This is a genomic window from Azospirillum oleiclasticum, assembly GCF_013423485.1.
Lineage (GTDB): Bacteria > Pseudomonadota > Alphaproteobacteria > Azospirillales > Azospirillaceae > Azospirillum > Azospirillum oleiclasticum.
Genome location: NZ_JABFFR010000001.1, coordinates 643,942 through 670,617 on the forward strand (window position 1 = coordinate 643,942; position 26,676 = coordinate 670,617).

26 protein-coding genes are annotated in these 26,676 nt (G+C 68.5%); 9 read left to right on the forward strand and 17 right to left on the reverse strand.

Annotation, left to right across the window (positions count from 1 at the left end):
- Nucleotides 1-16: 16 nt before the first annotated feature.
- Nucleotides 17-1,666 (reverse strand): acyl-CoA synthetase, encoded by a 1,650-nt coding sequence (locus HL658_RS03100; protein ID WP_180280406.1) that lies wholly within the window; start codon nt 1,664-1,666, stop codon nt 17-19.
- Nucleotides 1,667-1,781: 115 nt separating this feature from the next.
- Here HL658_RS03100 and HL658_RS03105 point away from each other — a divergent pair, with 115 nt between their 5' ends.
- Nucleotides 1,782-2,507 carry a transporter substrate-binding domain-containing protein gene (locus HL658_RS03105; protein ID WP_180280407.1) on the forward strand — a complete coding sequence of 242 codons (726 nt, stop codon included), beginning with the start codon at nt 1,782-1,784 and terminating at the stop codon, nt 2,505-2,507.
- Between the two features lie 3 nt (nt 2,508-2,510).
- Here HL658_RS03105 and HL658_RS03110 read toward each other — a convergent pair whose 3' ends face one another.
- Nucleotides 2,511-3,062, reverse strand: coding sequence for a Uma2 family endonuclease (locus HL658_RS03110; RefSeq protein WP_180280408.1), 552 nt, complete (start codon nt 3,060-3,062; stop codon nt 2,511-2,513).
- 210 nt (nt 3,063-3,272) lie between these two features.
- Between HL658_RS03110 and HL658_RS03115 the strand changes: the two genes are divergently transcribed.
- From HL658_RS03115 to HL658_RS03125, 3 genes are all read left to right on the forward strand, one after another.
- Nucleotides 3,273-5,201 (forward strand): propionyl-CoA synthetase, encoded by a 1,929-nt coding sequence (locus HL658_RS03115; protein ID WP_180280409.1) that lies wholly within the window; start codon nt 3,273-3,275, stop codon nt 5,199-5,201.
- Between the two features lie 236 nt (nt 5,202-5,437).
- A complete protein-coding gene (locus tag HL658_RS03120) occupies nt 5,438-5,977 on the forward strand; it encodes a sigma-70 family RNA polymerase sigma factor (protein WP_425485312.1) in 540 nt (179 codons plus the stop codon).
- Nucleotides 5,977-6,954, forward strand: coding sequence for an anti-sigma factor family protein (locus tag HL658_RS03125; protein WP_180280410.1), 978 nt, complete (start codon nt 5,977-5,979; stop codon nt 6,952-6,954). The genes HL658_RS03120 and HL658_RS03125 overlap by 1 nt, the downstream gene beginning before the upstream one ends.
- Nucleotides 6,955-6,975: 21 nt before the next feature.
- On the opposite strand, the gene HL658_RS03130 is transcribed toward HL658_RS03125, so the two are convergent.
- From HL658_RS03130 to dacB, 4 genes are all read right to left on the reverse strand, one after another.
- Nucleotides 6,976-7,959: an endonuclease/exonuclease/phosphatase family protein gene (locus HL658_RS03130; RefSeq protein WP_180280411.1), complete on the reverse strand. Its 984-nt coding sequence runs from the start codon at nt 7,957-7,959 to the stop codon at nt 6,976-6,978.
- Between the two features lie 3 nt (nt 7,960-7,962).
- Entirely contained in the window at nt 7,963-8,739 is a 777-nt protein-coding gene (locus tag HL658_RS37610; RefSeq protein WP_180280412.1) for a class I SAM-dependent methyltransferase, read from the reverse strand.
- 28 nt (nt 8,740-8,767) lie between these two features.
- Nucleotides 8,768-9,379 carry a chemotaxis protein gene (locus HL658_RS03140; protein ID WP_246337250.1) on the reverse strand — a complete coding sequence of 204 codons (612 nt, stop codon included), beginning with the start codon at nt 9,377-9,379 and terminating at the stop codon, nt 8,768-8,770.
- A gap of 94 nt (nt 9,380-9,473) precedes the next feature.
- Entirely contained in the window at nt 9,474-10,883 is a 1,410-nt protein-coding gene (gene dacB, locus HL658_RS03145) for a D-alanyl-D-alanine carboxypeptidase/D-alanyl-D-alanine endopeptidase (protein ID WP_180280414.1), read from the reverse strand.
- A 153-nt stretch (nt 10,884-11,036) separates the two neighbouring features.
- Here dacB and HL658_RS03150 point away from each other — a divergent pair, with 153 nt between their 5' ends.
- The gene (locus HL658_RS03150; RefSeq protein ID WP_246337251.1) at nt 11,037-12,833 is read left to right on the forward strand and encodes an FHA domain-containing protein; all 1,797 of its coding nucleotides are present in this window, start codon (nt 11,037-11,039) and stop codon (nt 12,831-12,833) included.
- On the opposite strand, the gene HL658_RS03155 is transcribed toward HL658_RS03150, so the two are convergent.
- Complete coding sequence (locus HL658_RS03155; RefSeq protein WP_246337252.1) at nt 12,811-13,725, reverse strand: NAD(P)H-hydrate dehydratase; 915 nt, start codon at nt 13,723-13,725, stop codon at nt 12,811-12,813. The genes HL658_RS03150 and HL658_RS03155 overlap by 23 nt on opposite strands.
- Before the next feature lie 8 nt (nt 13,726-13,733).
- On the reverse strand, nt 13,734-14,498 hold the full coding sequence (locus HL658_RS03160; RefSeq protein WP_180280417.1) for a histidine phosphatase family protein: 765 nt from the start codon (nt 14,496-14,498) through the stop codon (nt 13,734-13,736).
- A 215-nt stretch (nt 14,499-14,713) separates the two neighbouring features.
- Between HL658_RS03160 and HL658_RS03165 the strand changes: the two genes are divergently transcribed.
- Nucleotides 14,714-15,262, forward strand: coding sequence for a tetratricopeptide repeat protein (locus tag HL658_RS03165; protein ID WP_180280418.1), 549 nt, complete (start codon nt 14,714-14,716; stop codon nt 15,260-15,262).
- A gap of 49 nt (nt 15,263-15,311) precedes the next feature.
- On the opposite strand, the gene pyk is transcribed toward HL658_RS03165, so the two are convergent.
- The 4 genes from pyk to HL658_RS03185 form a co-directional block, all read right to left on the reverse strand.
- Nucleotides 15,312-16,754: a pyruvate kinase gene (gene pyk, locus HL658_RS03170; protein WP_180280419.1), complete on the reverse strand. Its 1,443-nt coding sequence runs from the start codon at nt 16,752-16,754 to the stop codon at nt 15,312-15,314.
- 129 nt (nt 16,755-16,883) lie between these two features.
- Nucleotides 16,884-17,609 carry a FadR/GntR family transcriptional regulator gene (locus tag HL658_RS03175; RefSeq protein ID WP_343054986.1) on the reverse strand — a complete coding sequence of 242 codons (726 nt, stop codon included), beginning with the start codon at nt 17,607-17,609 and terminating at the stop codon, nt 16,884-16,886.
- Between the two features lie 124 nt (nt 17,610-17,733).
- Nucleotides 17,734-18,654, reverse strand: a complete 921-nt coding sequence (locus HL658_RS03180) for a DMT family transporter (RefSeq protein ID WP_180280421.1) — start codon at nt 18,652-18,654, stop codon at nt 17,734-17,736.
- Nucleotides 18,655-18,699: 45 nt separating this feature from the next.
- On the reverse strand, nt 18,700-19,125 hold the full coding sequence (locus HL658_RS03185) for a hypothetical protein (protein ID WP_180280422.1): 426 nt from the start codon (nt 19,123-19,125) through the stop codon (nt 18,700-18,702).
- A 189-nt stretch (nt 19,126-19,314) separates the two neighbouring features.
- Between HL658_RS03185 and HL658_RS03190 the strand changes: the two genes are divergently transcribed.
- From HL658_RS03190 to HL658_RS03200, 3 genes are all read left to right on the forward strand, one after another.
- Complete coding sequence (locus tag HL658_RS03190) at nt 19,315-20,529, forward strand: YoaK family protein (protein ID WP_180280423.1); 1,215 nt, start codon at nt 19,315-19,317, stop codon at nt 20,527-20,529.
- A 483-nt stretch (nt 20,530-21,012) separates the two neighbouring features.
- Nucleotides 21,013-21,771, forward strand: a complete 759-nt coding sequence (locus tag HL658_RS03195; protein ID WP_343054987.1) for an N-formylglutamate amidohydrolase — start codon at nt 21,013-21,015, stop codon at nt 21,769-21,771.
- Nucleotides 21,772-21,797: 26 nt separating this feature from the next.
- Nucleotides 21,798-22,931, forward strand: a complete 1,134-nt coding sequence (locus HL658_RS03200) for a carboxylate-amine ligase (RefSeq protein WP_180280425.1) — start codon at nt 21,798-21,800, stop codon at nt 22,929-22,931.
- A gap of 9 nt (nt 22,932-22,940) precedes the next feature.
- On the opposite strand, the gene HL658_RS03205 is transcribed toward HL658_RS03200, so the two are convergent.
- The 5 genes from HL658_RS03205 to HL658_RS03225 form a co-directional block, all read right to left on the reverse strand.
- Complete coding sequence (locus tag HL658_RS03205) at nt 22,941-23,408, reverse strand: pilus assembly protein TadG-related protein (protein ID WP_180280426.1); 468 nt, start codon at nt 23,406-23,408, stop codon at nt 22,941-22,943.
- A 226-nt stretch (nt 23,409-23,634) separates the two neighbouring features.
- Nucleotides 23,635-24,000: a hypothetical protein gene (locus HL658_RS03210; protein ID WP_180280427.1), complete on the reverse strand. Its 366-nt coding sequence runs from the start codon at nt 23,998-24,000 to the stop codon at nt 23,635-23,637.
- 65 nt (nt 24,001-24,065) lie between these two features.
- Nucleotides 24,066-24,383 (reverse strand): hypothetical protein, encoded by a 318-nt coding sequence (locus HL658_RS03215; protein WP_180280428.1) that lies wholly within the window; start codon nt 24,381-24,383, stop codon nt 24,066-24,068.
- Nucleotide 24,384: 1 nt separating this feature from the next.
- A complete protein-coding gene (locus HL658_RS03220; RefSeq protein WP_180280429.1) occupies nt 24,385-24,714 on the reverse strand; it encodes a hypothetical protein in 330 nt (109 codons plus the stop codon).
- A gap of 89 nt (nt 24,715-24,803) precedes the next feature.
- Nucleotides 24,804-26,663: a sodium:solute symporter family protein gene (locus HL658_RS03225; protein ID WP_180280430.1), complete on the reverse strand. Its 1,860-nt coding sequence runs from the start codon at nt 26,661-26,663 to the stop codon at nt 24,804-24,806.
- Between the last annotated feature and the right edge of the window lie 13 nt (nt 26,664-26,676).

Sequence of the window (26,676 nt, forward strand, 5' to 3'; positions counted from 1 at the left end):
CGCGCATCGCCCCCCGTCACCCCCCGGTCAACGCCCGCGCCTGCTCGCGCAGCACGAACTTCTGGATCTTTCCCGTCGACGTCTTCGGCAGGGTGGTGAAGACCACCGTGCGCGGGGCCTTGAAGTGGGCGAGGTGGGTACGGCACCAGGCGATGATGTCGGCCTCGGTGGCGTCCGCCCCGTCGCGCAGCGTCACGAAGGCGCAGGGGGTCTCGCCCCATTTTTCGTCGGGGCGGGCGACGACGGCGGCCTCCAGCACCGCGGGGTGGCGATAGAGCACCGACTCCACCTCGATGGTCGAGATGTTCTCGCCACCGGAGATGATGATGTCCTTGGAGCGGTCCTTCAGCTCGATGTAGCCGTCGGGGTGCTGGACGCCGAGATCCCCGGTGTGGAACCAGCCGCCCTGGAACGCCTCCTCGGTCGCCCGCGGGTTCTTCAGGTAGCCCTTCATCACTGTGTTGCCGCGCATGAAGATCTCGCCCATCGTCTGCCCGTCCCAGGGGACGGGGGCGAGGGTGACGGGATCGGCCACCATCACGCCCTCCAGCGTCACGTAATTGACGCCCTGGCGGGCCTTCAGCCGGGCGCGCTCTTCCAGCGACAGCACGTCCCACTGCTCGTGCCAGGCGCAGATGGTGACGGGACCGTACACCTCGGTCAGGCCGTAGACATGGGCGATCTCGAAGCCCTGGCGCTCCATGGCCTCGATCACCGCGGCGGGCGGGGCGGCCCCGGCGGTCATCATGCGGATGCCGCGCGGCAGCTCGCGCCGCTGGTCGGCCGGCGCGTTGCAGATCAGCCCCATGATGATCGGCGCGCCGCAGAAATGGGTGACGCCATGGTCGGCCATGGAGTCGTAGATGGCCTTGGCGGTGATGGTGCGCAGGCACACGTTGGTGCCGGCCATGGCGGCGATGGTCCAGGGGAAGCACCAGCCGTTGCAGTGGAACATCGGCAGCGTCCACAGATAGACCGGGTGGTGCGGCATCGCCCAGGTCATCACGTTGCCCATGGCGTTCAGCGTGGCGCCGCGGTGGTGATAGACCACGCCCTTGGGGTTGCCCGTGGTGCCGGAGGTGTAGTTGAGGGCGATGGCCTGCCACTCGTCGGCCGGCATCGGCCAGTCCCAGCCTGGATCGCCGGTCTCCAGAAACGCCTCGTAGGTCATGGCCCCGATCAGGGTGCCGCCCTTGGCCAGCGGGTCGTCGATGTCGATCACCAGCGGGCGGCGCTCCGGCGGCATCATCCGCACGGCCCGATCGATCACGCCGGAGAATTCCCGGTCGGTCAGCAGAACCTTCGCCTCGCCATGCTCCAGAATGAAGGCGAGCGCCTCGGCGTCGAGCCGGATGTTCAGCGCGTTCAGCACGGCCCCGCACATCGGCACGCCGAAATGCGCCTCGAACGCTTCGGGCGTGTTGGGCGCCATCACCGCCACCGTGTCGCCGATTCCGATGTCACGGCGGTGTAGGGCTGAAGCCAGGCGCACACAGCGCTGATAGGTCTCCTTCCAACTGCGGTGGATTGACCCGTGGATCACCGCAACCCTTTCGGGATAGACTGAGGCCGTTCGGCGCAGAAAGGACAGGGGGGTCAGCGGGACGTTGTTGGCCGCGTTGCGGTCCAGATCCGTTTCGTATGGATTGCGACGGCTCTCGCTCATGGCGGTTCTCCCCGTTCCCCGATCGTCGGCATGGCACCAGTGGGGACGAGTCTTGCCACGGGTGCCGGCGAAGGGAAAGGGCCGGTGCGCGGCCCGATGTCAAGGAGCGCGAGCGGTGACGCCTCGGGTGGTCTGGATACTCCTCGCACTGCTGACCGCGGCACCCACATGGGCGCAGACGGTGGAGCCGGAATTCCGTGTCGTGACCACCAGCTTCCCGCCCTTCAGCGTGGAGGTGGACGGCCGGGTGCGCGGTGTCGCGGCCGACCTCGTGCAGGCCGTTCTGGACGACCTCGGCGTGCGCACGCCGATCGAGGTCTTTCCCTGGGCCAGGGCCTACGAGACGGCGCGGCGCGGGCCCCAGGTCCTGATCTTCCAGATCGCCCGGACGGCGGAGCGGGAGACACAGTTCAAGTGGGTGGGCGAGGTCGCCTCTTACGACGTCCATCTCTACCGCCGGGCGGACCGTACGGAGATCGCTCCGGCCGGGTTGGCGGATGCGGCGCGCTGGAAGATCGGCGGCCTGCTGCGGGATGTGAAGACCACCCATCTCCAGGAGCAGGGCGTGGCGGTCACCACATACTCCGACGAGGCGAATGGGCTGGCCATGCTGCTCGGCGGACGGATCGACCTGATGCCCTCCGACCGCCAGGCCATGCTGCAGCGCCTGAAGCTCGCCGGGCTGCCGCCCGACCGGGTGGTGCCGGTGCTGCGCCTCGACGCCATTTCCGGCCCGCTCTACATGGCCTTCAGCCCCGACACACCGGACGCGCTGGTCCAGCGGGTTCGCGCCTCGCTCGACCGGGTGCGCGCCGGGCACAAGGACGGCGGCCGCTCCTGACGGTCAGCCGAGCGCGCCGTCGTAGATCTCCGCCAGCGGCAGGGCGGCCCCGACCGTGGACAGCTCGACCACCGCGTTCAGCCCGGTGAAGACCTGGAACCGCCAGCCGGCCCCGTCGCGCGTGAACAGCTCGACCCGCGCCTCGTTCTGCACGACCAGCAGGTAGTGGGCCAAGGACGGCAGCGTCTGGTACGCCGCCCATTTGCCGCCGCGGTCCTCGCCCTCGGTGCTGGGGGACAGGACCTCGATGATGACGGTCGGCTCGTCCAGCGTCGTGCGATCGGGCTCGACCGGTTGGCAGACGATGGCGACGTCCGGGTAGAGGCTGGCGAAGGCGGTCACCACCTTGGGCGTGTCCACGAGAGGGCGGCAGGGGCCATTGCGCATGGCCGATCTCAAGGCGACGACAAGGTTGGTGATGATCGTCGAATGGGCCGCTGTCCCGCCGGTCATCATCCGCACGATCCCGTCCACGAACTCGTAGCGTTCGACCTGCCGCTCTTCCCAGGCGACGAACTCCGCGACCGTCCAGGGCTTCCGCAATGCCTTGCCCATCCTGCTCTCCGCCGTTCGTCGGTACGTTGTTCGACTATACCCGATCAAGCCCAGCCGTTCCACCACACCCCTGCGGCAGCCCGCCGCACCCCCGCTTCTTCTTTGCATCGGCGCACGCGTGGATGCACAGTAGCCATGCGCCGCGCGCGATCCATCATTGCGCGTGGTACGGAGGAATGCGCAGTTAACGAACTATATGGGACGCCCCCGATGACCCAATCTTCCGCGGAGCTCTACAACCAGATGCACGCCCGTTCCCTCAGCGATCCCGCGGGATTCTGGGGCGAGGCGGCCGAGGAAATCTCCTGGATCAAGCGTTGGGACACGGTGCTCGACGATTCCAAGGCGCCCTTCTATCGCTGGTTCAAGGGCGGCGTGATGAACACCGCCTACAACTGCATCGACCGCCATGTCGAGGCGGGGCGCGGCGACCAGCCGGCGATCATCTATGACAGCCCGGTCACCGGCACGGTCGAGACCATCACCTACCGGGAGTTCCGCGACCAGGTGGCGCTGTTCGCCGGCGCCATGAAACGGCTGGGGGTGGAGAAAGGCGACCGCGTCATCCTCTACATGCCGATGATCCCCCAGGCGGTGGTGGCGATGCTCGCCTGCGCGCGGCTGGGCGCCGTGCATTCCGTGGTGTTCGGCGGCTTCGCCCCGCATGAGCTGGCGACCCGCCTGAACGACGCCAAGCCGCGCCTGATCGTGTCCGCCTCCTGCGGCATCGAGCCGAACCGCATCGTGAAGTACAAGCCGATGCTGGACGCCGCCATCGAGCAGGCGGAGCACAAGCCGGAACGCTGCATCGTCTATCAGCGCCCGCAGGAGACGGCGGAACTGGTCGCCGGCCGCGACGTGGACTGGAACGACGCGCTGAAGGGCGCGGTGCCCGCCGACTGCGTGCCGGTGGAGGCGACCGATCCGCTCTACATCCTCTACACCTCCGGCACCACCGGCCAGCCCAAGGGCGTGATCCGCGACAACGGCGGCCACGCGGTGGCGCTGAAGTGGACCATGAAGCACATCTACAACGTGAAGCCCGGCGAGGTGTACTGGGCGGCGTCGGACGTGGGCTGGGTGGTCGGCCACTCCTACATCGTCTACGCGCCCCTGCTGAACGGTAACACCACCATCGTGTTCGAGGGCAAGCCGGTCGGCACGCCCGACCCCGGCACCTTCTGGCGCACCATCGAGCGGCACAAGGTCACGACCCTCTTCACCGCCCCCACCGCCTTCCGCGCCATCAAGCGCGAGGACCCGAACGGCGAGTGGATCGGCAAGTTCGACCTGACCGGCTTCCGCGCCCTGTTCCTGGCCGGCGAGAGGTCGGACCCCGACACGCTGCAGTGGGCGGAGGAGCATCTGAAGGTGCCCGTCATCGACCATTGGTGGCAGACGGAGACGGGCTGGGCGATCAGCGGGAATCCACTGGGCGTGCATCTCTTCCCCATCAAGTACGGCTCGGCCACGCGGCCGATGGCCGGGTGGGACGTGCGGGTGCTGGCGCCCGACCTTAGTGAGATGCCGCGCGGGGACATCGGCGCCATCTGCGTGAAGCTGCCGCTGCCGCCGGGCACGCTGCCCAGCCTGTGGGGTGCAGACGAGCGCTTCCTGAAGTCCTACCTGACCGACTATCCCGGCTACTACCAGACGGGGGACGCGGGTTTCATCGATGACGACGGCTACGTCTACATCATGTCCCGCACCGACGACATCATCAACGTCGCCGGCCACCGCCTGTCCACCGGGGCCATGGAGGAGGTGCTGTCCTCCCACAAGGACGTGGCGGAATGCGCGGTCATCGGTGTCGCCGACGACCTGAAGGGGCAGGTGCCGCTCGGCTTCGTCGTGCTGAAGATGGGCGTCAACAGGCCCGACGCGGAGATCGTGAAGGAGGTCGTCCAGCTCGTGCGTGACCAGATCGGCCCGGTCGCCGACTTCAAGCGCGCGGTGGTCGTGGAGCGCCTGCCGAAGACGCGGTCCGGCAAGATCCTGCGCGGCACCATGCAGAAGATCGCCGACTGCCAGGACTACAAGATGCCGGCCACCATCGACGATCCGGCAATCCTGCCGGAAATCGCCGACGCCCTGAAGACGCTGGGCTATGCCAAGAGCCACGAGGGCGCCGCGGCGTAATCACTGCCACCCACGTCCGTTCGATGCCGCCGCCGCGTTCCGAAGGGACGCGGCGGTGTCATTTTGGGGGTGCCCGGTCGGGCCACGCCATCTTGCCGCCGATTTTCTGATGCACGGCTGACAAGGATTGGAATAAACGATAGGGGGCACGCGTTCGCTCCAGTGATACCGGATCCTCCGGTCGCTCTGGGAACGGACGCCGTGCATTCCTACCTGATGGTGGGGCCATTCCAACCATGGCTCCCCCGGAAATCGAGGGTGCGCGGTTGAGCAAGTTCGGGGTCGAACTGGAAGTTCACATAGCGTCGCTTCGGCGCTACGCGCGCTCGTTGCTCCGCAACAGTGCGGACGCCGAGGATCTGGTTCAGGAGGCGTTGACCCGTGCCGTTTCGCGGGCCGACAGCTTCAAGGCGGGGACGAACCTGCGGGCATGGCTCTTCACCATCCTGCACAACGTCCACGTCAATCAGGTCCGCTCCCGCGCCTCCCGGCCCGACGAGGTGCCCGTGGAGGCGGTGGAGTCCAGGCTGGTCACACCGGCCCGGCAGGAGGAACGGATCGAATTGCGCGACATGTCGCGCGCGCTCGACGACCTGCCGGTCGAGCAGCGGCAGGTGCTGCTGCTGGTGGCGCTGGAGGGCATGAAGTACGAGGAGGTCGCCGAGACGCTCGGCGTCCCCATCGGTACGGTGATGTCGCGCCTCTCACGGGCGCGGGAGGCCGTCCGGACGAAGCTGAGCAACGAGGGTGGCGTCACCCTCCGACGGGTGAAGTGATGGAAGCTCATCGGGTACGAGACGAAGACCTGCACGCCTATGTGGACGGACACCTGCATGGTGAGCGCCGGGTCGCGGTCGAGCGATGTCTCGCCGAGGATGCGGAACTGGCCAGGCGGGTCGAGGACTACCGGGCGCAGGCCGCGCTTCTGCACGAGCTGTTCGATCCGGTCCTGCGCGAGCAGCCGAGCCAGGAGGTGGTGGATCTGACCCACCGCCTCAACGGCCGGCTGGCTGGCAACGACAACGCGCCACCCTGGCACGCGCGTGCCTGGGTGCGCATGGCCGCGGCCATCGTGTTGGTGGTCGGTGGTGCCACCGGCGGCTGGTTCGGGCGTGGCAGCGTGGCACCGCCGCCGGCGCAGGTCGTCCAGCAGCAGCGCCCGGCGCTCCAGACCTTCGCGGCGGAGGCGGCACAGGCCCATCGTTTCTACACCTCCGACGAGCGCTTCCAGGTGGAGATGGGGGCCGACGACCCCTACGCGCTGGACAGCTTCCTGTCGCAGCGCGTCGGCCGCGACGTGTTCGGGCCCGACCTGTCGAAGGTCGGTTACCGCCTGATCGGTGGCCGTTCCCTGCCCATCGACCAGGGCGCCGGCGCGCAGTACATGTATGCAAACGAGCAGGGGAAGCGGATCACGCTGTTCGCCGGCTCGGCGCAGCCGGCGCAGGAGGGGTCCTTCAGCTTCGCCCAGCAGGGCGACGTGGCGACCTTCTATTGGGTCGAGGGCACCCTCGCCTATGCGCTGATCGGCCGGTTGTCGCGCGAAGAACTGATGGACATCACCAAGGCCGTGTACAGCGACCTGAAGGCCGGGTCGAAGCAGCGCGAGCAGCGTGAACAGCGCCGGCAGGAGCAGCAGCCCCCGGCCGCCCAGCAGCCGACGCAGGAACAGCAACAGCAGCAGCCGCAGCCGCAGCCGCAACAGAACCCGGTGCAGCCGGTCAGCGACAAGCACAACAGCAAGCCGAGCTGAGCGGGACGTGCGGAACCGCCGTCACCCCTCGGGCATCTCGAAGTCCGCCACGACCGGTGCGTGGTAGCTCTCCGGCGAGGCTGCGGACATGGCCTGGGCGACCAGTTCGTCGCTCAGGGCCTCGTTGTGGATTTCCGCCCCGCGGAACCAGCCGAGCAGGGCGCGCGAGACCAGCAGATGGTCCAGCATCACCGCCATCCCGCCGTGAAGCACGGAATAGCGGCGTTCCTCCGGCAGTGACCGCTCCACCGGCACCAGCGTCCGGGCGGCGAGGCGGCCGTTGCCGGTCTCCTCCACATCGGCGCGGATGATGCGCACCGGGGTCTGTTCCATGTCGGCGTTGCAGTCGCCGGCCACCACGATCAGCGCACCCGGATCGGCGTCGAACACCCGCTCCACCGCCAGCCGCGTCTCCAGCGCCTGACCCGCGCGCTTCATCGACGCCAGATAGAAGCCTTCCGCCCAGCCTCCGACGCTATGCCATGTGAATGGCCCGTCCTTCTGACCGGGAACCGGTGACGCGATGGGGGCCCGCAGATGCAGGTCGAACACGTGCAGCCGGTGACCGCCGGGCAGCTCCACCTCCGCATGCAGCACCGGACGATCCCAGGGAACCGGTTCCGGAGCGGTGCGCGGCGGGTCGGAGGTCGCGAGCCGGACCAGGGGCGCCGGCACCAGATCATGTCGGTAGAGCCGCGCCGCGGCGATGGGCCAGCGGCTGACGACGACGAGGTTGTGCCGTTCCGCCAGCTTCGGCGGGTTGCCCGCGGTGCGGTGGAAGCCGGCGTAGGGCGTGTCCTCCAGCAGCCGGTCGAGCGCCGCCAGCCGTCGCGGCTCGCCCTTGGCGGCACGCTGGGCGTTCACCTCCTGCAGACAGAGGATGTCGGCATTCAGCCGCAGCAATTGCGGGCGGAGGATCGCGGCGCGCTCGACGATGGGCGGCGCGCCCTCCCGATCGTCCAGATTCTCCAGGTTGAACGTGGCGATGCGGAAGGATCGGCCCATCGGTCAGCTCCGCCGGCGGCACAGGAACAGGTGGTTGCGGTTGACACGGTGCCGCCGCCGCCGGTGGGGCGACAACAGGCGGCGGGAGTCGACCGTCACGCTCTCCAGCCCGGCCGCCGCCAGCCGCACCGGCGTGTCGGTGCCGTAGATGCGGTAATGGTAGGGGTGGCCGTAGGCGGCCAGCCGCTTGGCCGGCGTGTCCATGGCCGGGTCCTCCCGCGTGGTCCCGCGCGGGTCGTAGGGGAACAGCAGCACGGCGACGCCGCCCGGCTTCAGCACCCGCGCCAGCTCGCGCAACGCCGCCCGGTCGTCCGGCACATGCTCCAGCACATGGCTGGACAGCACGGCATCGAAGGACGCGTCGGGGAAGGGCAGGTCGGTCAGGTCCGCCTGCACGTCGGCGTGCGGGTTGAAGCGGTCCACCGTCACGTAGCCGCGCCCGTATCGCGCCCGGAGCGGGGCCTCCAGGCAGGGTTCCGGGGCCGTGTGAAGCAGCCGCAGCCTGCGGCGCAGCAGCGGTGTGCGGTCGTCCAGGAACAGCCAGAGGAAGCGGTGCCGTTCCAGCGAGCCGCAATCGGGACAGCGCGCGTTGGGCCTCCCGCCGAGCCCGAAGGGGAGGAACCGGCTGGCCCGCCGCCCGCAGACCGGGCAGTGCAGCATGCCCCGCGCCGGCACCAGCGCCCGCGGCGCGGTGTACAGGCCCGGCCGCCGGTAGACCGCCGCCTCGTCAAGGCCGCGGCCGGTGATGTCGGAGAGCAGACGTGACAGGCCGTGCAGCATCGCCGCCGTTGTAGACCAGCCCGGCCCGTCAGAACAGTTCGATGTCGCCGTCGATCGGGTTGGTGCGCAGGCGTTCCATGAAGCGCGCCTCCGTCCGCGCGATGTGGTCCAACGGCTCGTCCCCGATCAGGCGGCGCTGCGAGCGGCCGGTCGTGGGGTAGAAGCGGACGGCGCGGGCCGAGGCGCCGCCGACGTCCCAGCTCATGGTCGGGATGCCCTCGTGCGCCAGATAGCTCATCACGAACTCGACGTTCCGCTCGCCGATGGAGCTTTGCAGGCTGTTCACCCTGGCCCCGCCGAACACCTTCGCCCGCAGGCGGTCGCGCCGCCCGGTGGCGGCCAGCAGCCGGTTGATCAGCTGCTCCATGGCGGCACTGCCGTAACGGGCGGAAGCCGAGAGCCGGTCGTCCCCGGAATCGGGAAGCAGGAAATGGTTCATGCCGCCTATGCCAGCCACCGGGTCGAACAGGCAGGCCGCCACGCAGGACCCCAGCGTGGTGGTGATCACCACCCGCGGGTCGTCGCTGACCACGCAGCCGCCGACCACGATCGACACCACCTCGGCGCCGAGCGCGGTGTCGTGGTAGCGGTTGGCCGCGGTGTCCGGCTCCCCATGCGGACGAGGACGTCTCTGCATCATGGGCGGCATGCTGGTTCGAACGCTCCGTCCGGTGGTCAGTGGCATTTTACTTAACTTGCGCGGGATATACAACGATGTCGATACTACCTCGCGTTCAGTAGTGCCTGATCCAGTCGCTGATCAAGGCGGATTCCAGCGCCCGTGCACGATTCAACCAGTCACGCGCGGCCGGGGGGATCGCGTTGCTGCCGCGGTCCATCGTCGCGTCCAGCGCCTGCCGGGCGGCGGGGTCGCCGACGAAGACGACGAAGCCCAGAGAGCGACCGGATGCCGCACGCAGGACGCCGGCCAAGCCGCGCGCGTAGGCCATGGTCCCGGATTTGGCGTGGATCGCGGCCGGCCCCGAGGAATCATCGCCCTTGGGGGGCAGCAGTGCCCAGAGCGCCGGGCCTCCCAGCCGCAGCACGGCGGCGATCTGCCGCGGGGTCACCCGCGACTCCGACGACAGGCCGGAGTGGTTCGCCAGGCGGAAGCCGCTCCAATCCACGTCGGGCGCCAAGGCGCGCAGCCGCGTGTCCACCATCGCGGAGGATTCCGCCATGGTTGCGACGGACGGGGCCAGCCACCGGGCGGTCGCCAGCCCGACCAACTCCGCCGTGGGGTTGTTGGACCAGCGCAACAGGCCGGCCACCAGCTCGGGCAGGGGTGGGCTCTGGTGAACGACGAGCGGGGTGGCGCCAGCCGGTAGGCGTCCGGCCGCCGGGCGGAGCAGGCGGATCCCCGACTCCTCCGCGACGCGGCGGAACAGGGCGGCGGTGGCCGCACCGGGCTTTGTCACCGGCAAAAAGCTGCGAGCCGGAGGAGCCAGAGCGGGCACCAGCCGCCAACGCTCCCCCGTCTTGTCCGGCTCGGGGTAGAGCGCGCGCGGTCCGGCGGCCTGCACGTCCACCCGCACGCTGTCCAGCCGGTGGCGCCCGGCGTCCGACACCGCCCAGGCGGCGGCGTCCGTCGTGCCGTCCGGCCGGCGTTCCCAGGCCAGCAGGAAGCGGTTGAAGTTCACCGACAGGGCGCCGATCCCGGCGTTGTAACCGGCCACCCATGGCTGGGTGGAATCGATCTCCGGAAACTCCGGAAGCGCCGTCGCGTCGTACAGGAAGCGCCCGGCCACCCGCCGCACCCCCCTTGCCGCCAAACCGTGCGCGAGATCCGCCAGATCCTCGGTGGCGAGCGCCGGGTCGCCGCCGCCGTGCAGGATCAGGTCGCCCTCCAGCACGCCCGCGCGCACCGGACCGGTGGCGTGCAGCGCGGTGGCGAAGCGGTGGTCCGGACCGAGAACGGCCAGCGCCGCTGTGGCCGTGGCCAGCTTGGCGACCGACGCCGGGGCGAAGGTGAAGTCGGCGCGGTACTGTTCCAGCGCCCGCCCGCTGTCCAGCTCGAACAGCAAGGCGCCGACGGCCTCGGGCGGGAACCCATGCTCGACCGTCTGAGGCGCGGCGGCAGTCGCCGCACAGCCGGACAGGGAAAGCACAAGGGCGACGGTGACGATGAGAAGGCGGATAGGCATGCCGACACCATACATGTCGAATGCCCCTTCTTCCGTGTCTTTGCGCAGACCGGGGTGTGCCGGCGCTTGCGGGGGCGCTGATGCTGTGGTTTGATTCAAAATGGTGAAGTCCCCAAGGGTACAACCAGCGCGATGATTTCCCGTCACCGCCCCATGAAATACGAGGTGGTGGTCGAGCTCAAGGGCCGGCCGAGCATCGACGGTGTGTTCGATGACGAGGCGCTGGCGATGGACCGCGCCAAGTTCCTGCTGGCCCAGGCGCGCTTCACGGCCGTCCGCGTGGTCCGCACGAACCAGGCGGGGAAAGAGGAAACGGTCTTCGAGAAGGCCTACTCCGGTGGCGGCAAGGTCACGACCATATCCCACATCGAAGAGGCCGCACCCTGCCGCGACGTGCTCCAGGTCTACGGCTTCAACAGCCGGATGACTCTGCTTCGGCTGCTGCGCGCTTATTGGGACGACCAGCAGGTGATCCCGGCGGAACAGCTTCACCGTTATATGCAGCTCCGCTACCTCGAGCGTGAGGCGACGCTGTTCAACCCGGCCCTGTCGCGCCTCGCCACCCTCCAGTCGGAAGCGCTTGGCGTGAAGCTGTTCGACCGGCAGGACGAGCTGGCACGCTGGTTCGTCCGGCTGAAGGAGCTGGCGCAGGAGGGTGCGGCCGACCTCGCCGGCTTCGACCGCGCCCTGGCCACCGGCGGCACGGCCGGATTGCTGGCGGCGGCGGCCTCGCGGCCGGCGGAGGAGCGGGACCGCATCGTCACCCACGCCTTCTCCACCCACCTGGAGCCGTACCGCGAATGGGGACCCAAGCTGCGGGCGGTGCTTCGCTTCCATGACGAGGACGACGGCGAGTCCGTGCGGGTCGTGGACGAGTTCGTGGCCGAGATCATGGACGGGCGCGAGCCGGTGCGCGCGCTCATCGGCTATGCCCCCGATCTCGCCTCCGCCCTGCTCAGCCTGATCGCGGTGGTGCATGGCGATCTGGACGACCGGCTGCCGCACACCGAGGATCTGCTCGCGCTGTCCCGGGCTTCGGCCGGCGGCGGCTTCGACAAGCTGGAGCAGGCGATTCTGAACCGGATCGCGGGGGCGCTCGACGCCCGTCACCCGCTCTCCAAGCAGGGACCGGCCGCGGAGTCCAAGGCGTTCCACATGATCGCCGACCGTCTGGCGACGGCGGACGGATTCCGCGGCGGGGCGGACATGGCGTCCGCATTGACGCGGCGGGCGAAGCTGGCCCTGGCGGTGAACGGGAACGACCTGCCGTTCGAGGAGACGGTCAGCCGCTTGTCCGGGCGGTTCAGCACCCCGGCGGCCCGGTTGGGCTATCTGCTCGATCTCGGCGCGTCGCCGGTCGGGCGCCGCCGGATCAGCTACGTGATCGGGCTGGTCGCCGGCATCTTCGAGCAGGCTCAGACCGCGTCGGAACTCGCCCCGATCGGGGTCGAGGCGGAGGAGGCGCGGCGCCGCATGGGCGAACGCCTGCGCAAGGCCGGCGTCCCGCGGGCACTGGCCGACGCCCTGGTCGCACGCATGTCCATGATGAACAGCCATCCGCCGCTGCCGAAGCAGGGTGTGCTGACCGCGGACACGGTGGACATCGGCGGGCCGAGGGTGCCGGCGCGTCTCGCCCTGTCCTACCACGGCCATCGCTGCGTGATCCCCGACGCAGGCACCGAGATCGTCATCGGGCGCAGCCACGACTGCCACATCCTGCTCGACCTTGCATCGGCGTCGCGCCATCACGCGGTGGTGCGGGTGGAGCGGGAGGGCTTTGTCCTGGAGGACCTCAGCCGCAACGGCACGGAACTGATCACCGCACAGCAGAAGCCGCGCGTCCTCAACAAGGGGGACAAGATACAGCTCGGACGGACGGGGGAGATCGTGATCGGCTCCCGCAGTACCGGTGAGGAGCCGGCCCGCATCACCTGGGAGGTTCTGAGCTGACCGCTTCCCCTCCGACCGGATCGGAGAGGGCCGCCATGATCCCCGGCACCTCCGCCAGCAGCTCGCGGGCCAGGAAGCCGAGCGGCCCGTGACGGCGGGTGAGCCGGTTGCCCGCCTCCCCGTGCAGGTGGACCGCCCATACGGCGGCCTGGAGCGGCGTCGCCCCGCGCGCCAGCAACCCGGCGACCAGCCCCGCCAGCGTGTCGCCGGAACCGGAGGTCGCCAGCCCGACCGTGCCGCCGCTGTAGCGCCACGCCTCCCCCTGCGGGGTGACGATCTCCGTGCAGGGGCCCTTCATGACCACGACGACCTGGAGCAGGGCCGCGGCGCGGCGCGCGGTCCCGCGGGGATCGGCGGCCACCGCCTCGCGCTCGATCCCCAGCAGTGAGGCCATCTCGCCCGCATGCGGCGTGATCACCGCGCGGCCGGCGTGGCGGTGCAGCCGCTCCCGACTGTCCGTCAGGCCTCTCAGCGCGGCGGCGTCGAGCACCAGGGCGGGCCCATCCAGCCTGTCGAGAAGGACCCCGGTGAGGGCGGCGCTCTCCGCTCCGTTGGTCATGCCGGGGCCGACCAGCACCGCGCCGCAGCGCCGCGCGCGCCGCGCCAGCTCCGCCCCGGCTTCCGGGGCGATGCCGCCATCGGGCGTCTCTGGCAGCCCGATCACCAGAGCTTCCGGCACCGCGAGGCCGAGCGGCACGGCGACGCTGCGCGCCGTCGCCATCTGGAGCTTGCCGGCCCCGGCGCGAAGTGCGGCGATGCCGGCGAGCAGGGCGGCACCAGGCACCTCGACGCTGCCGGCCACCACCATCACCTGCCCGCGCCGGTCCTTGTCGCCGTCCTCGTCGGGCCGCGGCAGGGGCATGCCGCGCAGCAGCGCCTCGGTGATGTCCATGGCACCGCTCATCGGGCGGCCACATTGGCGTCGGGTTCGGAGGTGACCGGCGCCCCGGCGCGCTCCAGCGGCGCCACCATGTTGTAGCGGCGCAGCACCAGCCCGCCCTGCTTGCCGGCCTCCGGATCAAAGGCGTACTCGGTGACCGAGCAGTTCGCCACGTCCCCCTCCGCGTCGATCGCCAGGATCTCCGGCTCGGTCAGCCCTTCCAGCAGGTAGCGCAGGCAGAGCACCACCACCTGATGCCCGATGATCAGCACGCGGCGACCGCCGTGATGCAGGCTGACGGTGTCGAGAGCGCTGCGCAGCCGCAGGATCACGTCGCACCAGCTCTCCCCGCCCGGCGGGCGGTGGTAGAACTTGCCGAGCAGGCGGCGGAACTCCGCCTGGTCCGGATGCAGCTCCACGATGCCGGAGCGGGTCAGGCGGTCGAGCACACCGAACTCCTTCTCCCGCAGGCGTTCGTCCACCACGAAGTCCGGCTGCTCCACCGGCAGCCGGCCGGCACCCACCACCAGTTCTGCGGTGCGCAAGGCCCGGCGGTAGGGGGAGGTCAGCACCACCTCCGGCCGCTCCCCCTCCGGCAAGGCGGCGAACCAGCGCCCCAGCGCGTCCGACTGCCGTTCGCCCAGCGGGCTCAGCGGCACATCCACGTCGCGTTCGCCGATGTCGATGCGGGCAAGACCGGCGGCGTGCGCGGCGTCGCGCGCGACGTTGCCGGCGCTTTCACCGTGGCGCACGATCCACAGCCGTTCCGGCCAGCGCTGCTGCATGGCGTCCGCTCCTCCCGCTTCACGATCCGTCTTCCGATAACCCGCGGGAGGCCGCGAAGTTCACCGGGCACCTCCGCCGCCACGGATCGTCGGCTCTGCCGCAAAGTGGTAGGGGAGGCTATGCCCTACGACGCCGGAGGGTTGAATCCTGTCACCGAAGGAACACTCCCTAAGATGCGCTGGCGGCGTGGCGGAAACGCCCCCAACTTCGTGGCATGCGATACCGTAGCCTCATCCTCGCCCTCGCCGCCATCATCGGCTTCTCCGCTCCGGCCTGCGCCGGGGACCGGAGGTTGGACAATCTTTTCGACCAGTTGCGGACGGCGCCCAGCGACGGGGCGGCCGACGCGGTGGAGACGGAGATCTGGACGATCTGGCTGGATCACCCCGGCCGCGAGGTGCTGACGTTGATGCGCCAGGGGGTCGAGCTCCTCCAGGCCGACGCGCTGGACGAGGCTCTGGACTGTTTCGACCGGGTGGTCGAGGCCGATCCCGCCTATGCCGAGGGTTGGAACAAGCGGGCCAACACCCACTATCTGCGCGGCGAGTACGACGAGGCGGTCGCCGACATCCGCCGCACCTTGTCTCTGGAACCGCGCCATTTCGCGGCTCTGGCCGGGCTCGGCCTCGTCTATGTCGCCATTGGCCAGCCACAGGGTGCCATCCGCGCCTTCGAGGCGGCGCTGGCCATCAACCCCCACCTGTCAAGCATCCGCGATCAGGTGAGCCAGCTCCGCCGCCAGACGGCCGGCGTGCCGATGTAGGAGCGTCGGCGTCGGGTCCGGACGTTGGACCCGACGCCGAGGCGCGCGGTTACGGCGCCTCCACCCAGGCGATGCGCAGGATGTTGGTGTTGCCGGGAGTGCCGAAGGGCACACCGGCGGTGATGACGAGGCGCTGGCCGTCCTCGGCGATGCCGTCGTCGTGCGCGATGCGGGTCGCCTTCTGCACCATCTCAGAGAAGTTGGAGACGTCCGACGTGTTCACCGCGTGCACGCCGAAGGCGAGCTGAAGCCGGCGCGCCGTGAAGATGCTGGAGGTCAGGCAGAGGATCGGCACCGCCGGCCGTTCCCGCGCCGCGCGCAGCGTGGTGGAGCCGGACGTGGTGTAAGTGACGATGGCCGCGGCCTGGATGGTGTCCGCCACCTGATGGGCGGCGGCGGTGATCGCGTCGGCCGCCGTCGCTTCCGGGTTCGGGTGCTGGGCGTCCATGATGGTGCGGTAGAGCGGGTCGTGCTCCACGCGCCGCGCGATGCGGTCCATCATCGACACCGCCTCGACCGGGTATTCGCCGGCGGCGGTCTCGGCCGACAGCATGACGGCGTCGGCCCCGTCATAGACGGCGGTCGCCACGTCCGACGCCTCGGCGCGGGTGGGGGCGGGGGCACCGACCATCGACTCGAGCATCTGGGTGGCGACGATCACCGGCTTGCCCTCGATCCGCGCCTCGCGGATGATCCGCTTCTGGATCGGAGGCACGTCCTCGGCCGGCATCTCGACGCCCAGGTCGCCGCGGGCGACCATGATGCCGTCCGACAGCTCGACGATGCGCTCCAGGTGCTCGATGGCGGACGGCTTCTCCAGCTTGCTGAGCAGGGCGGCGCGTCCGGCGATCAGGCGCCGCGCCTCCGCCACGTCCTCCGGCCGCTGCACGAAGCTGAGCGCCACCCAGTCCACCCCCTCGTCCAGCGCGAAGGCGAGATCCTCGCGGTCCTTGGGCGTCAGCGGCGACAGCGGCAGCACCACACCCGGCACGTTCACGCCCTTGCGGTCCGACAGCTTGGTGCCGCTGACCACCACCGTGTCGGCGTGCTCGGCGCTGCAGGATTCGACGCGCAGACGGACCCGGCCGTCATCGACCAGAAGGTCGGTGCCGGCGTTGATGGCCGCGAAGATTTCCGGGTGGGGCAGGCCGACGCGCGTCTCGGTGCCGGGCTCCGTCGACAGGTCGAGCCGGATGCGGTGGCCGGGGCCGACCTTGATCGGGCCGTCGGCGAAGCGGCCGATGCGCAGCTTCGGCCCCTGGAGATCGGCCATCACCGCGATGGGGCGGCCCTCCTCCTCCTCGAGCTGGCGGACGAAGCGCAGGCGTTCGCCATGGTCGGCGTGGCTGCCGTGGGAGAAGTTGAAGCGGAAGACATCAACCCCCGCCTCGAACAGCGCCCGGATCATCTCGGGGGAATTCGAGGCCGGCCCGAGCGTGGCGACGATCTTCGTCAGGCGGAAGCGGCGGATCGAGCTGCCTTTGCGTTTCATCGGGGGGCCTTCATGGTGCCGTTGAACAGGGCGGTCACAGGGACGGGGCCGAGATTGGCCTGACCATCATACCGCCATTGGTGATACCGGATGATGACACGCCCGCCAACAGTGGATGACGGCTTTCGGTCACGCCGGCGTGCGGCTGCGTATTTTCTGGTACCAGCCGAGCACCCAGGACAGATGGGCGGACACCGCGGCGGCGGCCCCGTCGGGGTCGCGTCGCTCGATCGCCCGGAAGATGGCGCGGTGGTGGTCCAGCATCAGCGCCTCCTGCCCGTGGGCGAAGGGCTCGTTGTGGTGGAACTCCACCATCTGGTCGAGGATGTCGCGGATGGTCGCCAGGATGTGCAGGTAGACCGGGCTGCCGGCGGCGCGCGCGATCTCCAGATGGAAGTCCATGTCGTCGGCGGCGCGCTGCCGCGGGTCGGCCGGTTCGGCCATGCCAGCCAGCACCTTGCCCATGGCGGCGACCTGCTCGGGCGTGGCGCGCTCCGCGGCGCGGCGCGCGGCCCAGGTTTCCAGAGCGATGCGGATTTCCACCAGATCGAGCAGATTGTCGAGCTGCGAGCGCACCATGGCGGTCAGTGCCGCGTCCATGGCCCCGGCCGACGACACCACCCGCGTACCGCCGCCCTGGACCGCGGTCAGGAAGCCCTGGGTCTTCAGCCGCTGCAGTGCGGCGCGCACCGACACCCGGCTGACGTGAAGCTGCTCGGCCAACTGGCGCTCGCCCGGCAGCCGTTCGCCCGGCACCATCTCGCCGCGGGCGATCTTCCCCAGTAGCTGTTCCGCCACCCAATCGGAGATGCGCCGGGTCGGATCCGGGCCGGGGGCCGGTGGGATGTCGGACACGGGCGGTTCCTCCGGGTTGGCGGGCGGTGTTTCGGGACAGTCCCCTGCCGCCGCCGTGATGGTCGATGTCGTGGTGATCGGCGTCGCCCGCTCCGATGGCATCGAAGCGGGTGAGTGCGCAATGCTAGCGCGACCCGCGTCGCGCGAAAAGGATGCCCGCGAGCATGACGGTGGCGCCCGCCGCCTGCCAGGGGCCCAGCGGCTCTCCCAGCAGCACCCAGGCGATCACCGCGGCGGCAGCCGGCTGCACCAGCAGGCTGACCGACGAGAAGGCCGGCGGCAGATGCGCCAGGGCGTAGGCGATCAGGCTCTGCCCGCCGACGTGGCTGAACAGAGCCAGCCCGAGCAGGATGCCCCAGCCGTAGGCGCTGGCGGGGATCAGGCTCTCGCCGGAGACCAGCACGGCCGGCAGCACGGCGACCGCGGTCGTCAGGCTCGACCAGGTCATGATGGTGGCGGTGGAGAATTCCGCGCGCAGCCGACCCACCGACAGGATGTAGCCGGCGTAGAAGACGGCGGTGAGCATGCCCAGCCCGTCGCCGAACAGGTGGTTCATGCCGAGATTGACGCTCTGTCCCATCAGCACCACGGCACCCAGGAGGGCGAGTGCCAACCCCAGCACGAAGGTGCGGCTGAAGGTCTCCTTGAACAGCAGCCAGCAGGCGAGCGTGACGAAGATCGGCGCGAAGTTCGCCAGCAGTGTGGAATTGGCGACCGAGGTGAAGGCGATGGACCAGTGCCAGGCCACCAGATCGCCGGCGAAGAACAGCCCGGCCGTGCACAGCCGCACCGCATCGCGCAGCCCCTGCGGCTTGCGGGCACGGCCCTGCGGCTGCCCCGGTGACTGCATGGACATCCACACCCACAGCGCCGGCACCGCGAAGGCCACCCGCCAGAAGGCGGTGGCGGTCGGCCCGACCTCCGACAGCCGCACGAAGATGGGGGAGAAGGCGATGCCGATGGCGCCGGCGATCAGCGCGGCGAGCGCGATCTTCTGCGTGCGGTCGGCGAGCGCGGCGGCGGTGGCGGCGGGGGCGACGGTCATGATGACCGCGGTTATACCGTCATGCGGGTGCGCCGACCACCGGTGTCAACGCATGGCGGCACCGTCGCAGAAGGCGACGCAGACCCGCCGCTCCTCCACCAGCCCGCCACAGCCGGCGAAGCAGTTGCGGAACTGCCCGCCGCAGTCCGACTCGCAGGCGGAGGCGTTGCAGCTCCAGCCCCTGTCGAAGGACTCCGGCGAGCGCTTGATCTCCCGCCCCTTGCGCGTCCTCTCGCGCACATAGTCGTGGTAGTCCTCGATGGCGTCGTGCCGCGCCTCGATCCGGCACAGCCGCTCCTCCATCCGGCAGCTCCGCCCGCAGGCGTGGCGCGCCGTCTCGCACTGCGCCGCACAGCCCCGCCCCTCCACCGAGGTCGGTGGGGTCAGGTCGTAACTGGTGCTGTAGAGCGGCCCGCAGCCGGCCGTCAGCAGCAGGACGAGCGCGAGGAGGGGGCGCGTTGGGGCGTGCATGGGAAATCCGCTCGCGTCGGCAAGGGAAAGGCGGGACAGCGATTGCCGACATGAACGGTCGTTTCCGCCGGGTATTCCAGCACGCTGAACACGTCAAGCGATCAGCGCGAACGGGCAATGTGGCTTTTGCGGCGTGGTGTTGGCAATATACGTCCTTTCCCGGCGGAATGATGGAGCGAGCTGGAAGCCATGGTGGATGCGGTTCCGATTTTTGCAGCCCTTGGTTTGACGATGTTCGCGCTCGGCTATTTGTGCTTGGCGGTGGATGCGGCGACAGCCTTCCTCTATCTCGCCATCGCTGCGGTGGCCGCCGTTTCGGGAGGCTACGTCACCTCATGGCTGCATGCCGATTTTTTCGTCGCCTGGGCTTTCCTGCCCTTTTTCGCGTTTGGAGTCGGAGCCGTACTGGCGCGGTTCTATGAGATGAAAACCGCGCGGGAATTCCTCCGCGTGCTGCCGCGGGCCAAATATTCGCTGCTGGGCCGCTGGCAGGTGCTCCTCATCGTGCTGGCCATTCTTTTCGGTTGCGGGCTGACATATTTCTTTGCGCAGAAGGTGGCCGTCGGGACGGCGACAGGAGAAGGCGCGTCATTCTGGTATGGATTTTACCAGTCATGGACAGCGGGTCTAGCCGCATTTTTTATATTTGGGATCGTCGGATTGGTGATTTCGATTCATAATCCGTCGAAGGAGCATTTCAAGCAACGCGTTGCCCACTTGTTTGGTGTCGATAACCCCGATGCCATCGAATATCTAGCTAGGGAAATTCAAAAGACAGGATATTACTGTCAGGAGACATTGCGGAAATACACAGTAAATTCTTATGACCCGGTGCGGAAATGCTACGACGTGATCATCACTCATGAATCGATCAATCGTAATTTCATTCAAGACGTGAGTGTTCCGGACAAGCTGAAACTGATGATCGAGTTCGAGCCGGACGATCTGCTCGATCCCCCTATGGACGCCATGGGATGGCTGGAAGCTGTCGACATCGGTGGCGTCAACAAACTGGAGGAGCGGGGCCGCGTACGCATCGATGAAAAGGGCATCAACGAAGCCTGGAGCATCAGTATTCCAAAAGGTGGAAATGTAAAAGTTAAAATAAAACAAAGCCTTATGGTCAAGGCTGGCAGCAGTCAGCAGTATCGTCCTGCCCACTTCTCAGAAAAGATAAAAATTGTATTGCAATACAATTGCACCACTCACTGTCTGCCGGAGCTCCTCTGGAGCAGCAAGGCCGGCTCGCATCGGCAAGCGGTTCTTCTGAATGAGGAAATGGTGTTGGCGCAGCTCAGCGACTGTACGCCCAGCGATGACGCCATCGAGATAATACTGATGCCGCCGGTCTCATCGCGGATGGAGCGTGACGCGGCGCCTCAGCAATCGGTGCCGGTGTGCTGAGCGACGTTAAGTGTTTATTCTAACATATCCGCTATTCTTCTTTGCAGGAGCCGGACGACAGGACCGACGGCCGCTTTGGGCTTGAAACCGGGGTGGTTCCGGTCCAATATCCTGGCTTGTGAGGCATAAAGCTTTGGTCGAACACAGGCGCCGGACAGACGTTGCTGCTGTTCGTCAGACAGGAGCGTAAGAATGTCGATACGGGAAACAGGAGTGTGATGCCAGGAGGCGTCTCCACCAAATCACAGTCCACCAGCAAAACACCGGGGCCGGGTCGGGAAACCGATCCGGCCCCGGCCGTGAGATGGGTCGCGTCGTCGGCGCCCTGTGGCGCAACCAGCCGATCGACCACGTGTTCATGATGGCATGATGTCGTCCCGATCCCCCTGCCGCCCGGCCGAACACGAACGTCCTGTCACCGCACCGATGCCGAGCCGCTCGGCGCCGCCGCCACCGTTGCTCGGCCCCGGCGACCCGCCGCCCGTGACGGTCCTGAACCCGGAGGGGCGGTCGCCGGTCCTGCTCGTCTGCGACCATGCCTCGGCGGCGGTGCCGCGATCGCTCGGCCGGCTCGGGCTCGAGGAGGCGCAGTTCCGGCGCCACATCGCCTACGACATCGGCGCCGCCGACCTGACGCACCGGCTGTCGGAGCGGTTCGACGCGATGGCGGTGCTGTCCGGCTATTCGCGGCTGATCCTCGACCCCAACCGCGACCTGGAGGATCCGACGGCGATCCCCGTGGTCAGCGACGATGTGGTGATCCCGGCCAACCGCGCCATCGACCGGGCCGAAGCGCAGCGCCGGATCGACGCGCTGTTCACCCCCTACCAGGACGCAGTTGCCGCGGCGATCGCCCGCAAGCGGGAGGCCGGCGTGGTGCCGGCGGTGGTGTCCGTCCACAGCTTCACACCGGTGATGCGCGGCGTGGCGCGGCCCTGGCACATCGGCGTGCTGTGGGACCGCGACCCGCGCATCCCCGTGCCGCTGATCGACCGGCTGCGCAGCGACGGGCGCTGGGTGGTCGGCGACAACGAACCCTATTCCGGCCGCACCACCACGGGCGGAACCGTGGAGACCCACGCGACCCCGGCCGGCCTGCCGAACGTGCTGCTGGAGGTCCGGCAGGATCTGATCGCCACGGCGGAGGGTGTGGAGCGCTGGGCCGGGGTGATCGCCGACGCGCTGGAGCCCATCCTGGCCGAACCCACGCTCTACCGGATCGAACGCTTCCCGCGCGTGTGACGCCCGCGCCATCCCGGACGGACACCATGGAACCATCCTTCACGCTGGGCATCGAGGAAGAATATCTGCTGGTCGACCGGAACACGCGCGACATCGTGCGCGATCCGCCCGACGCCATGCTGGAGACCTGCCAGACCCGCGCCCCCGGCCAGATCCACCCGGAGTTCCTGCGCTGCCAGATCGAGGTGGGCACCCGCGTGTGCGCCACGCTGGCCGAGGCGCGCGACGAGCTGGCGCGCCTGCGCGGCACCGTGGCAGGGGTGGCCAGGGATTACGGGCTGGCGCCGATCGCCGCCTCCACACATCCCTTCGCGGCGTGGGAACCGCAGCGCCACACCAACCGCGATCGCTACAACATGCTGGCGCGCGACCTGGGGGCGCCGGCGCGCCGGCTGATGATCTGCGGCATGCACGTGCATGTGGGGATCGAGGACGACGATCTGCGCATCGACCTGATGAACCAGGTCCGCTACTTCCTGCCGCATCTGCTGGCGCTCACGACGTCCTCGCCCTTCTGGCGGGGGCGCGACATGGAGCGCAAGAGCTACCGCCTGTCCGTGTGGCACGAGTTGCCGCGCACCGGCATGCCCGACGCCTTCCAGAGCTTCGGTGAGTACCAGCAGCATGTGGACATCCTCGTGCGCGCCGGGATCATCGAGGATGCCAGCAAACTGTGGTGGGACATCCGCCCGTCCCAGCGGTTCCCCACGCTGGAGATGCGGATCACCGACATCTGCACGCGGCTGGACGACGCCATCACCGTGGCGGCGCTGTTCCGCTGTTTGCTGCGCATGCTGTGGCGGTTGCGCATCCGAAACATCGCGTGGCGGCCCTACCGCAACCTGCTGATCGAGGAAAACCGCTGGCGGGCGCAGCGCTACGGGCTGGACAGCGGGCTGGTGGATTTCGGGCGCGGGGTCGTCGTGCCCTGCGCGGATCTGCTGGAGGAGATCCTGGACCTCACGGCCGAGGACGCGGAGCATTTCGGCTGTGTGGAGGAGGTGACGCGGGTGCGGGAGATCCTTGCCCGCGGCACCAGCGCCCACCGTCAGGTCGCGATCCACCGCGACTCGCTGGAAGCCGGGGCCGACGGGTGGGAGGCGCTGCACCGTGTGGTGGACTGGCTGGTCGAGGAGACGGTGCTGGGCGTTCCGGTGTGACCGGCTGCGTCACAGCTCGCCGCGACGGGCGAGCACGAGGTCGGCGCCACGCCCCTGGCGACGCACAACCGAGTCGGCCTGCACCACGATCTCGCCGCGGTCGAAGATGCGCTGGAACAGGCTGCGGATGCTCGCCCGCGCGCTGACCGTCAGCAGGCCGTTGGGGGGATCGGCGGAAATCGACAGCGGACCTGGCCGGGCGCCGAGATAACCGGCGGGGAAGGCCGCCTCGAAGAAGCGGCGCATGTGGGCGTCGCGCTGCTCGTCGAAGAGGACGCGACCACCGGCTAGCGCGGCGGAGTCCACCGCGTGCGCCAGCTTGGCCCGGACGATGCTGCTGCGCAGTGTGTCGAAAGCGAAGGCACCGGCCATCGCCACCGCGATCAGCACCGCACCGGCCACCAGCCGACCGGCGAGCCGGCCGGACCGCGGCGGATCACGCGTGACCATGGGAGCGGGCTGGTACAACATCACCATCGCGGTGCTCTCTTATTGCGTCGCTGTGGATGGATTCAATTATCTCCACAAATATTAAAGGAGGGTTTCATAAACGGCGCGGCCTTGTGACAAAACGTGCAATCCGCCCGAATTCGTCGAAAATCATTTTGGATTGTCGATGATTTCTCGGAAAATCCAAATGGTTACAGACATGGAGGTGCCGTAGGCTTTGCCGGGCGACGGATCGGAAGATGATCCCCGAGCTCTACAGTGCCAGCGACAGGATCAGGCTGAGCACCCACAGGCCACCGGCGAGAACGCCAACGGCGCGCGCGTATCGCAGGTAGGTTTCCTGCAGCGTCCTCATCAGGATGCGCTGCGCCAGCCCGGGCGGCGGCCGGTGCCGTTCATCGAGGATGGTCCAGAGTTCGGTCCGGCGGTAGGGGCGGTGCGGGGCCTCCCAGGCCTTGAGGAACAGGACGGCCACCATCAGCGACGACAGGATGGCCCCGGCCTGGGTTGCCATCGCCGGGTCGAAGCTCAACCCGATCATCATCGAAAAAATGCCGAACGCCGCGAATCCGCAGGCCCGGCGGACCGTCTCCTCGGCGCGCGCCTCGATCTCCTGCATGCTCTCGACCGCCTCCCGCTCGTTCTCCGGTCAGCAACCGCAACAACCCCGATGGGCAATCCGTCTCACAGGATGCCGGCGAGTGTCCAGGCCGCCGGCAGACTCAACAGCACCGCCGTGCCGAGCCAGATGGACAGGCTCCGCATCCCGGTATCCGCGGCTCCCGTCGCCCGCTCGTAGAGGGCGGCGGGCACGCCGCTCACCAGCATCGTCAGCAACGCCAGCACCAGCGGGCTGACGAAGAACAGCATGCCCGGAACCACCAACAGAAAGTCCGGCATCCACAGGGGCGCCGTCTGCCACATCAGCCACACCGCGGGCGAGAACAGCCCGTTGAGCAGGCACACAAGCCCAAGGGCGGCGAACAGTCCGCGCGGCGTCATGTCAGCCGACCCCGCCCGCGACGGGGGCCACGGTCGGCACCATACCGGCAGCAAACATCGCCACCGACACCACGCCGCGAATCAGGAAGACCCACAGCGCAGTGACCGGGACCAGCAGGGCGCCGGGCACCGCCCGAGGCGTGATCACGGCGACCGCCGCCACCGCCCAATCCGTCAAGGTCCGGAAGGCCCGCCAGATGTAATTGGGCGAGTCGGGCGGCACGAAGATGGACAGCAGCCACCGTCCGACGCAACTCCACGCCACCACCGACAAGGCGTAGGTGACGATCCAGAAGGGAAGGTGGCCGAGAAGGAAATCGGGTTGCTGCATGGTCGGGTCCGGCGTCGGCCAGGAATTCGGCCAGGAAAAGGGCGGGGCCGCCTTCGCAACCCCGCCTCTGTCTAGCGCATTGCCGCGCCTCAGTCAGTCTTGGCGTGCGCGTCGGCCAGCTTCACCGACCCGCGGGGAACGCGGATGGAGTCGATGAAGTCCTGCATCGCCTGCGACGGCTGGCGGGTGAACTGGCTCACCACATAGGTCACCAGGAAAGCCAGCGGGACACCGAAGATGCCGCCGGAGATGTTGTTGATCCCCCACAGCCGCGCAACGTCGCGGCCGCGTGCCTTCACGATGTCCGCGCTGCCGTCGCCCAGCAGGCCGTTCCAGAAGGAGGCGAAGCCGGGGCCCCAGAACTCCGTCCAGATCAGGTAGCCCATGGTCACGCTGAAGCCCACGATCATGCCGGCGCAGGCACCGGCGTTGCTCGTCCGCTTGTACCAGACACCCATGACCAGCGGGGCGAAGAGACCCGCCGCGGCAATGGAGAAGGCCCACGCCACGAGGAACAGGATGTTGCCGCCGATGGTGCTGGCGACCCAGGCGGCGATCAATGCCACGCCGATCAGAAGCACGCGGGCGGTGACCAGGCGCCGCTTGGTGTCCGCCTTCTGATTGATCATGCGGAAGTAGACGTCGTGGCTGAGGGCGTTGGCGATGGCGAGCAGCAGCCCGTCCGCGGTGGACAGCGCCGCGGCGAGACCACCCGCCGCCACCAGCCCGGCGATCACATAGGGCAGGCCGGCGATCTCCGGTGTGGCCAGCACGATGGCGTCGGGATGGATGCTGAACTCGGCGAGCTGCAGGATGCCGTCGGTGTTGAGGTCCTTGATGGTGACGAGGCCGATCTGGCCCCAGGCCTGGACCCAGGCCGGCAGGGTGGCGATCGATTGGCCGATGACGTTCTGGTAGACCTCCAGCTTGGCAAAGGCGGCGTAGGCCGGGGCCGTGAAATACAGCAGGAAGATGAAGAACAGGCTCCAGGCCACCGACTGGCGCGCGTCGCGCACCGACGGGGTCGTGAAGTAGCGCATGAGGATGTGCGGTAGCGAGGCCGTGCCGATCATCAGGCAGAAGATCAAGGCGAAGTAGTTTACCGCCGAGTTCCAGGAGAAATTGCCCCTGGCGTCGGCGAAGGCGGTGGCGTGGCCCTTGGCGATGCCGAGCTGCTGCTCCAGGACCTGGATTTTTTCCAGTGCTTGGCCATACATGATCTGCGGGATGGGAACGCCCGTGACCTTGGCCGAGAGCATGACCACCGGAATCAGATAGGCGATGATCAGGATGATGTACTGCGCCACCTGCGTCCAGGTCACCGCCCGCATGCCGCCCAGCATGGAGCAGACGAGGATGCCGGCCAGACCCACGAACACCGCGATCTCGAAGGAGATGCCGAGGAAGCGCGACGCGATGATGCCGACGCCGACGATCTGCGCCACCACATAGACGAAGGATGCGGTGATCAGCACGACGACGCCCAGCAACCGCGGGAAGTTGCCGCCGTAGCGCGCGCCCAGGAAGTCCGGCACCGTGTACTGACCGAACTTGCGCAGGTAGGGCGCCAGCAGGATCGCCACCAGCACATAGCCGCCGGTCCAGCCGAGCACGAAGGCCAGACCGTCGTAACCCAGCGCGTAGAGCGAGCCGGCCATACCGATGAAGGACGCGGCGCTCATCCAGTCCGAACCGGTGGCCATGCCGTTGTACAGCGCTGGCACGCGTCGCCCGGCCACATAATATTCGGAAAGCTGCGCCGTCCGCGAAATGATGCCGATGTAGGCGTAGACGCCGATCGTCAGGAAGACGAAGAGATAGCCGATGATGCGGTTCGGCACACCCATCTGCTCGAGGATGGCCAGCAGCACCACGAAGGTGGCGAAACCGCCGGTGTAGATGCCGTAGATCTTGCCAAGATTGTTGATGAAATCGCCTTTCTCGGACATATCCGTTTCCCCT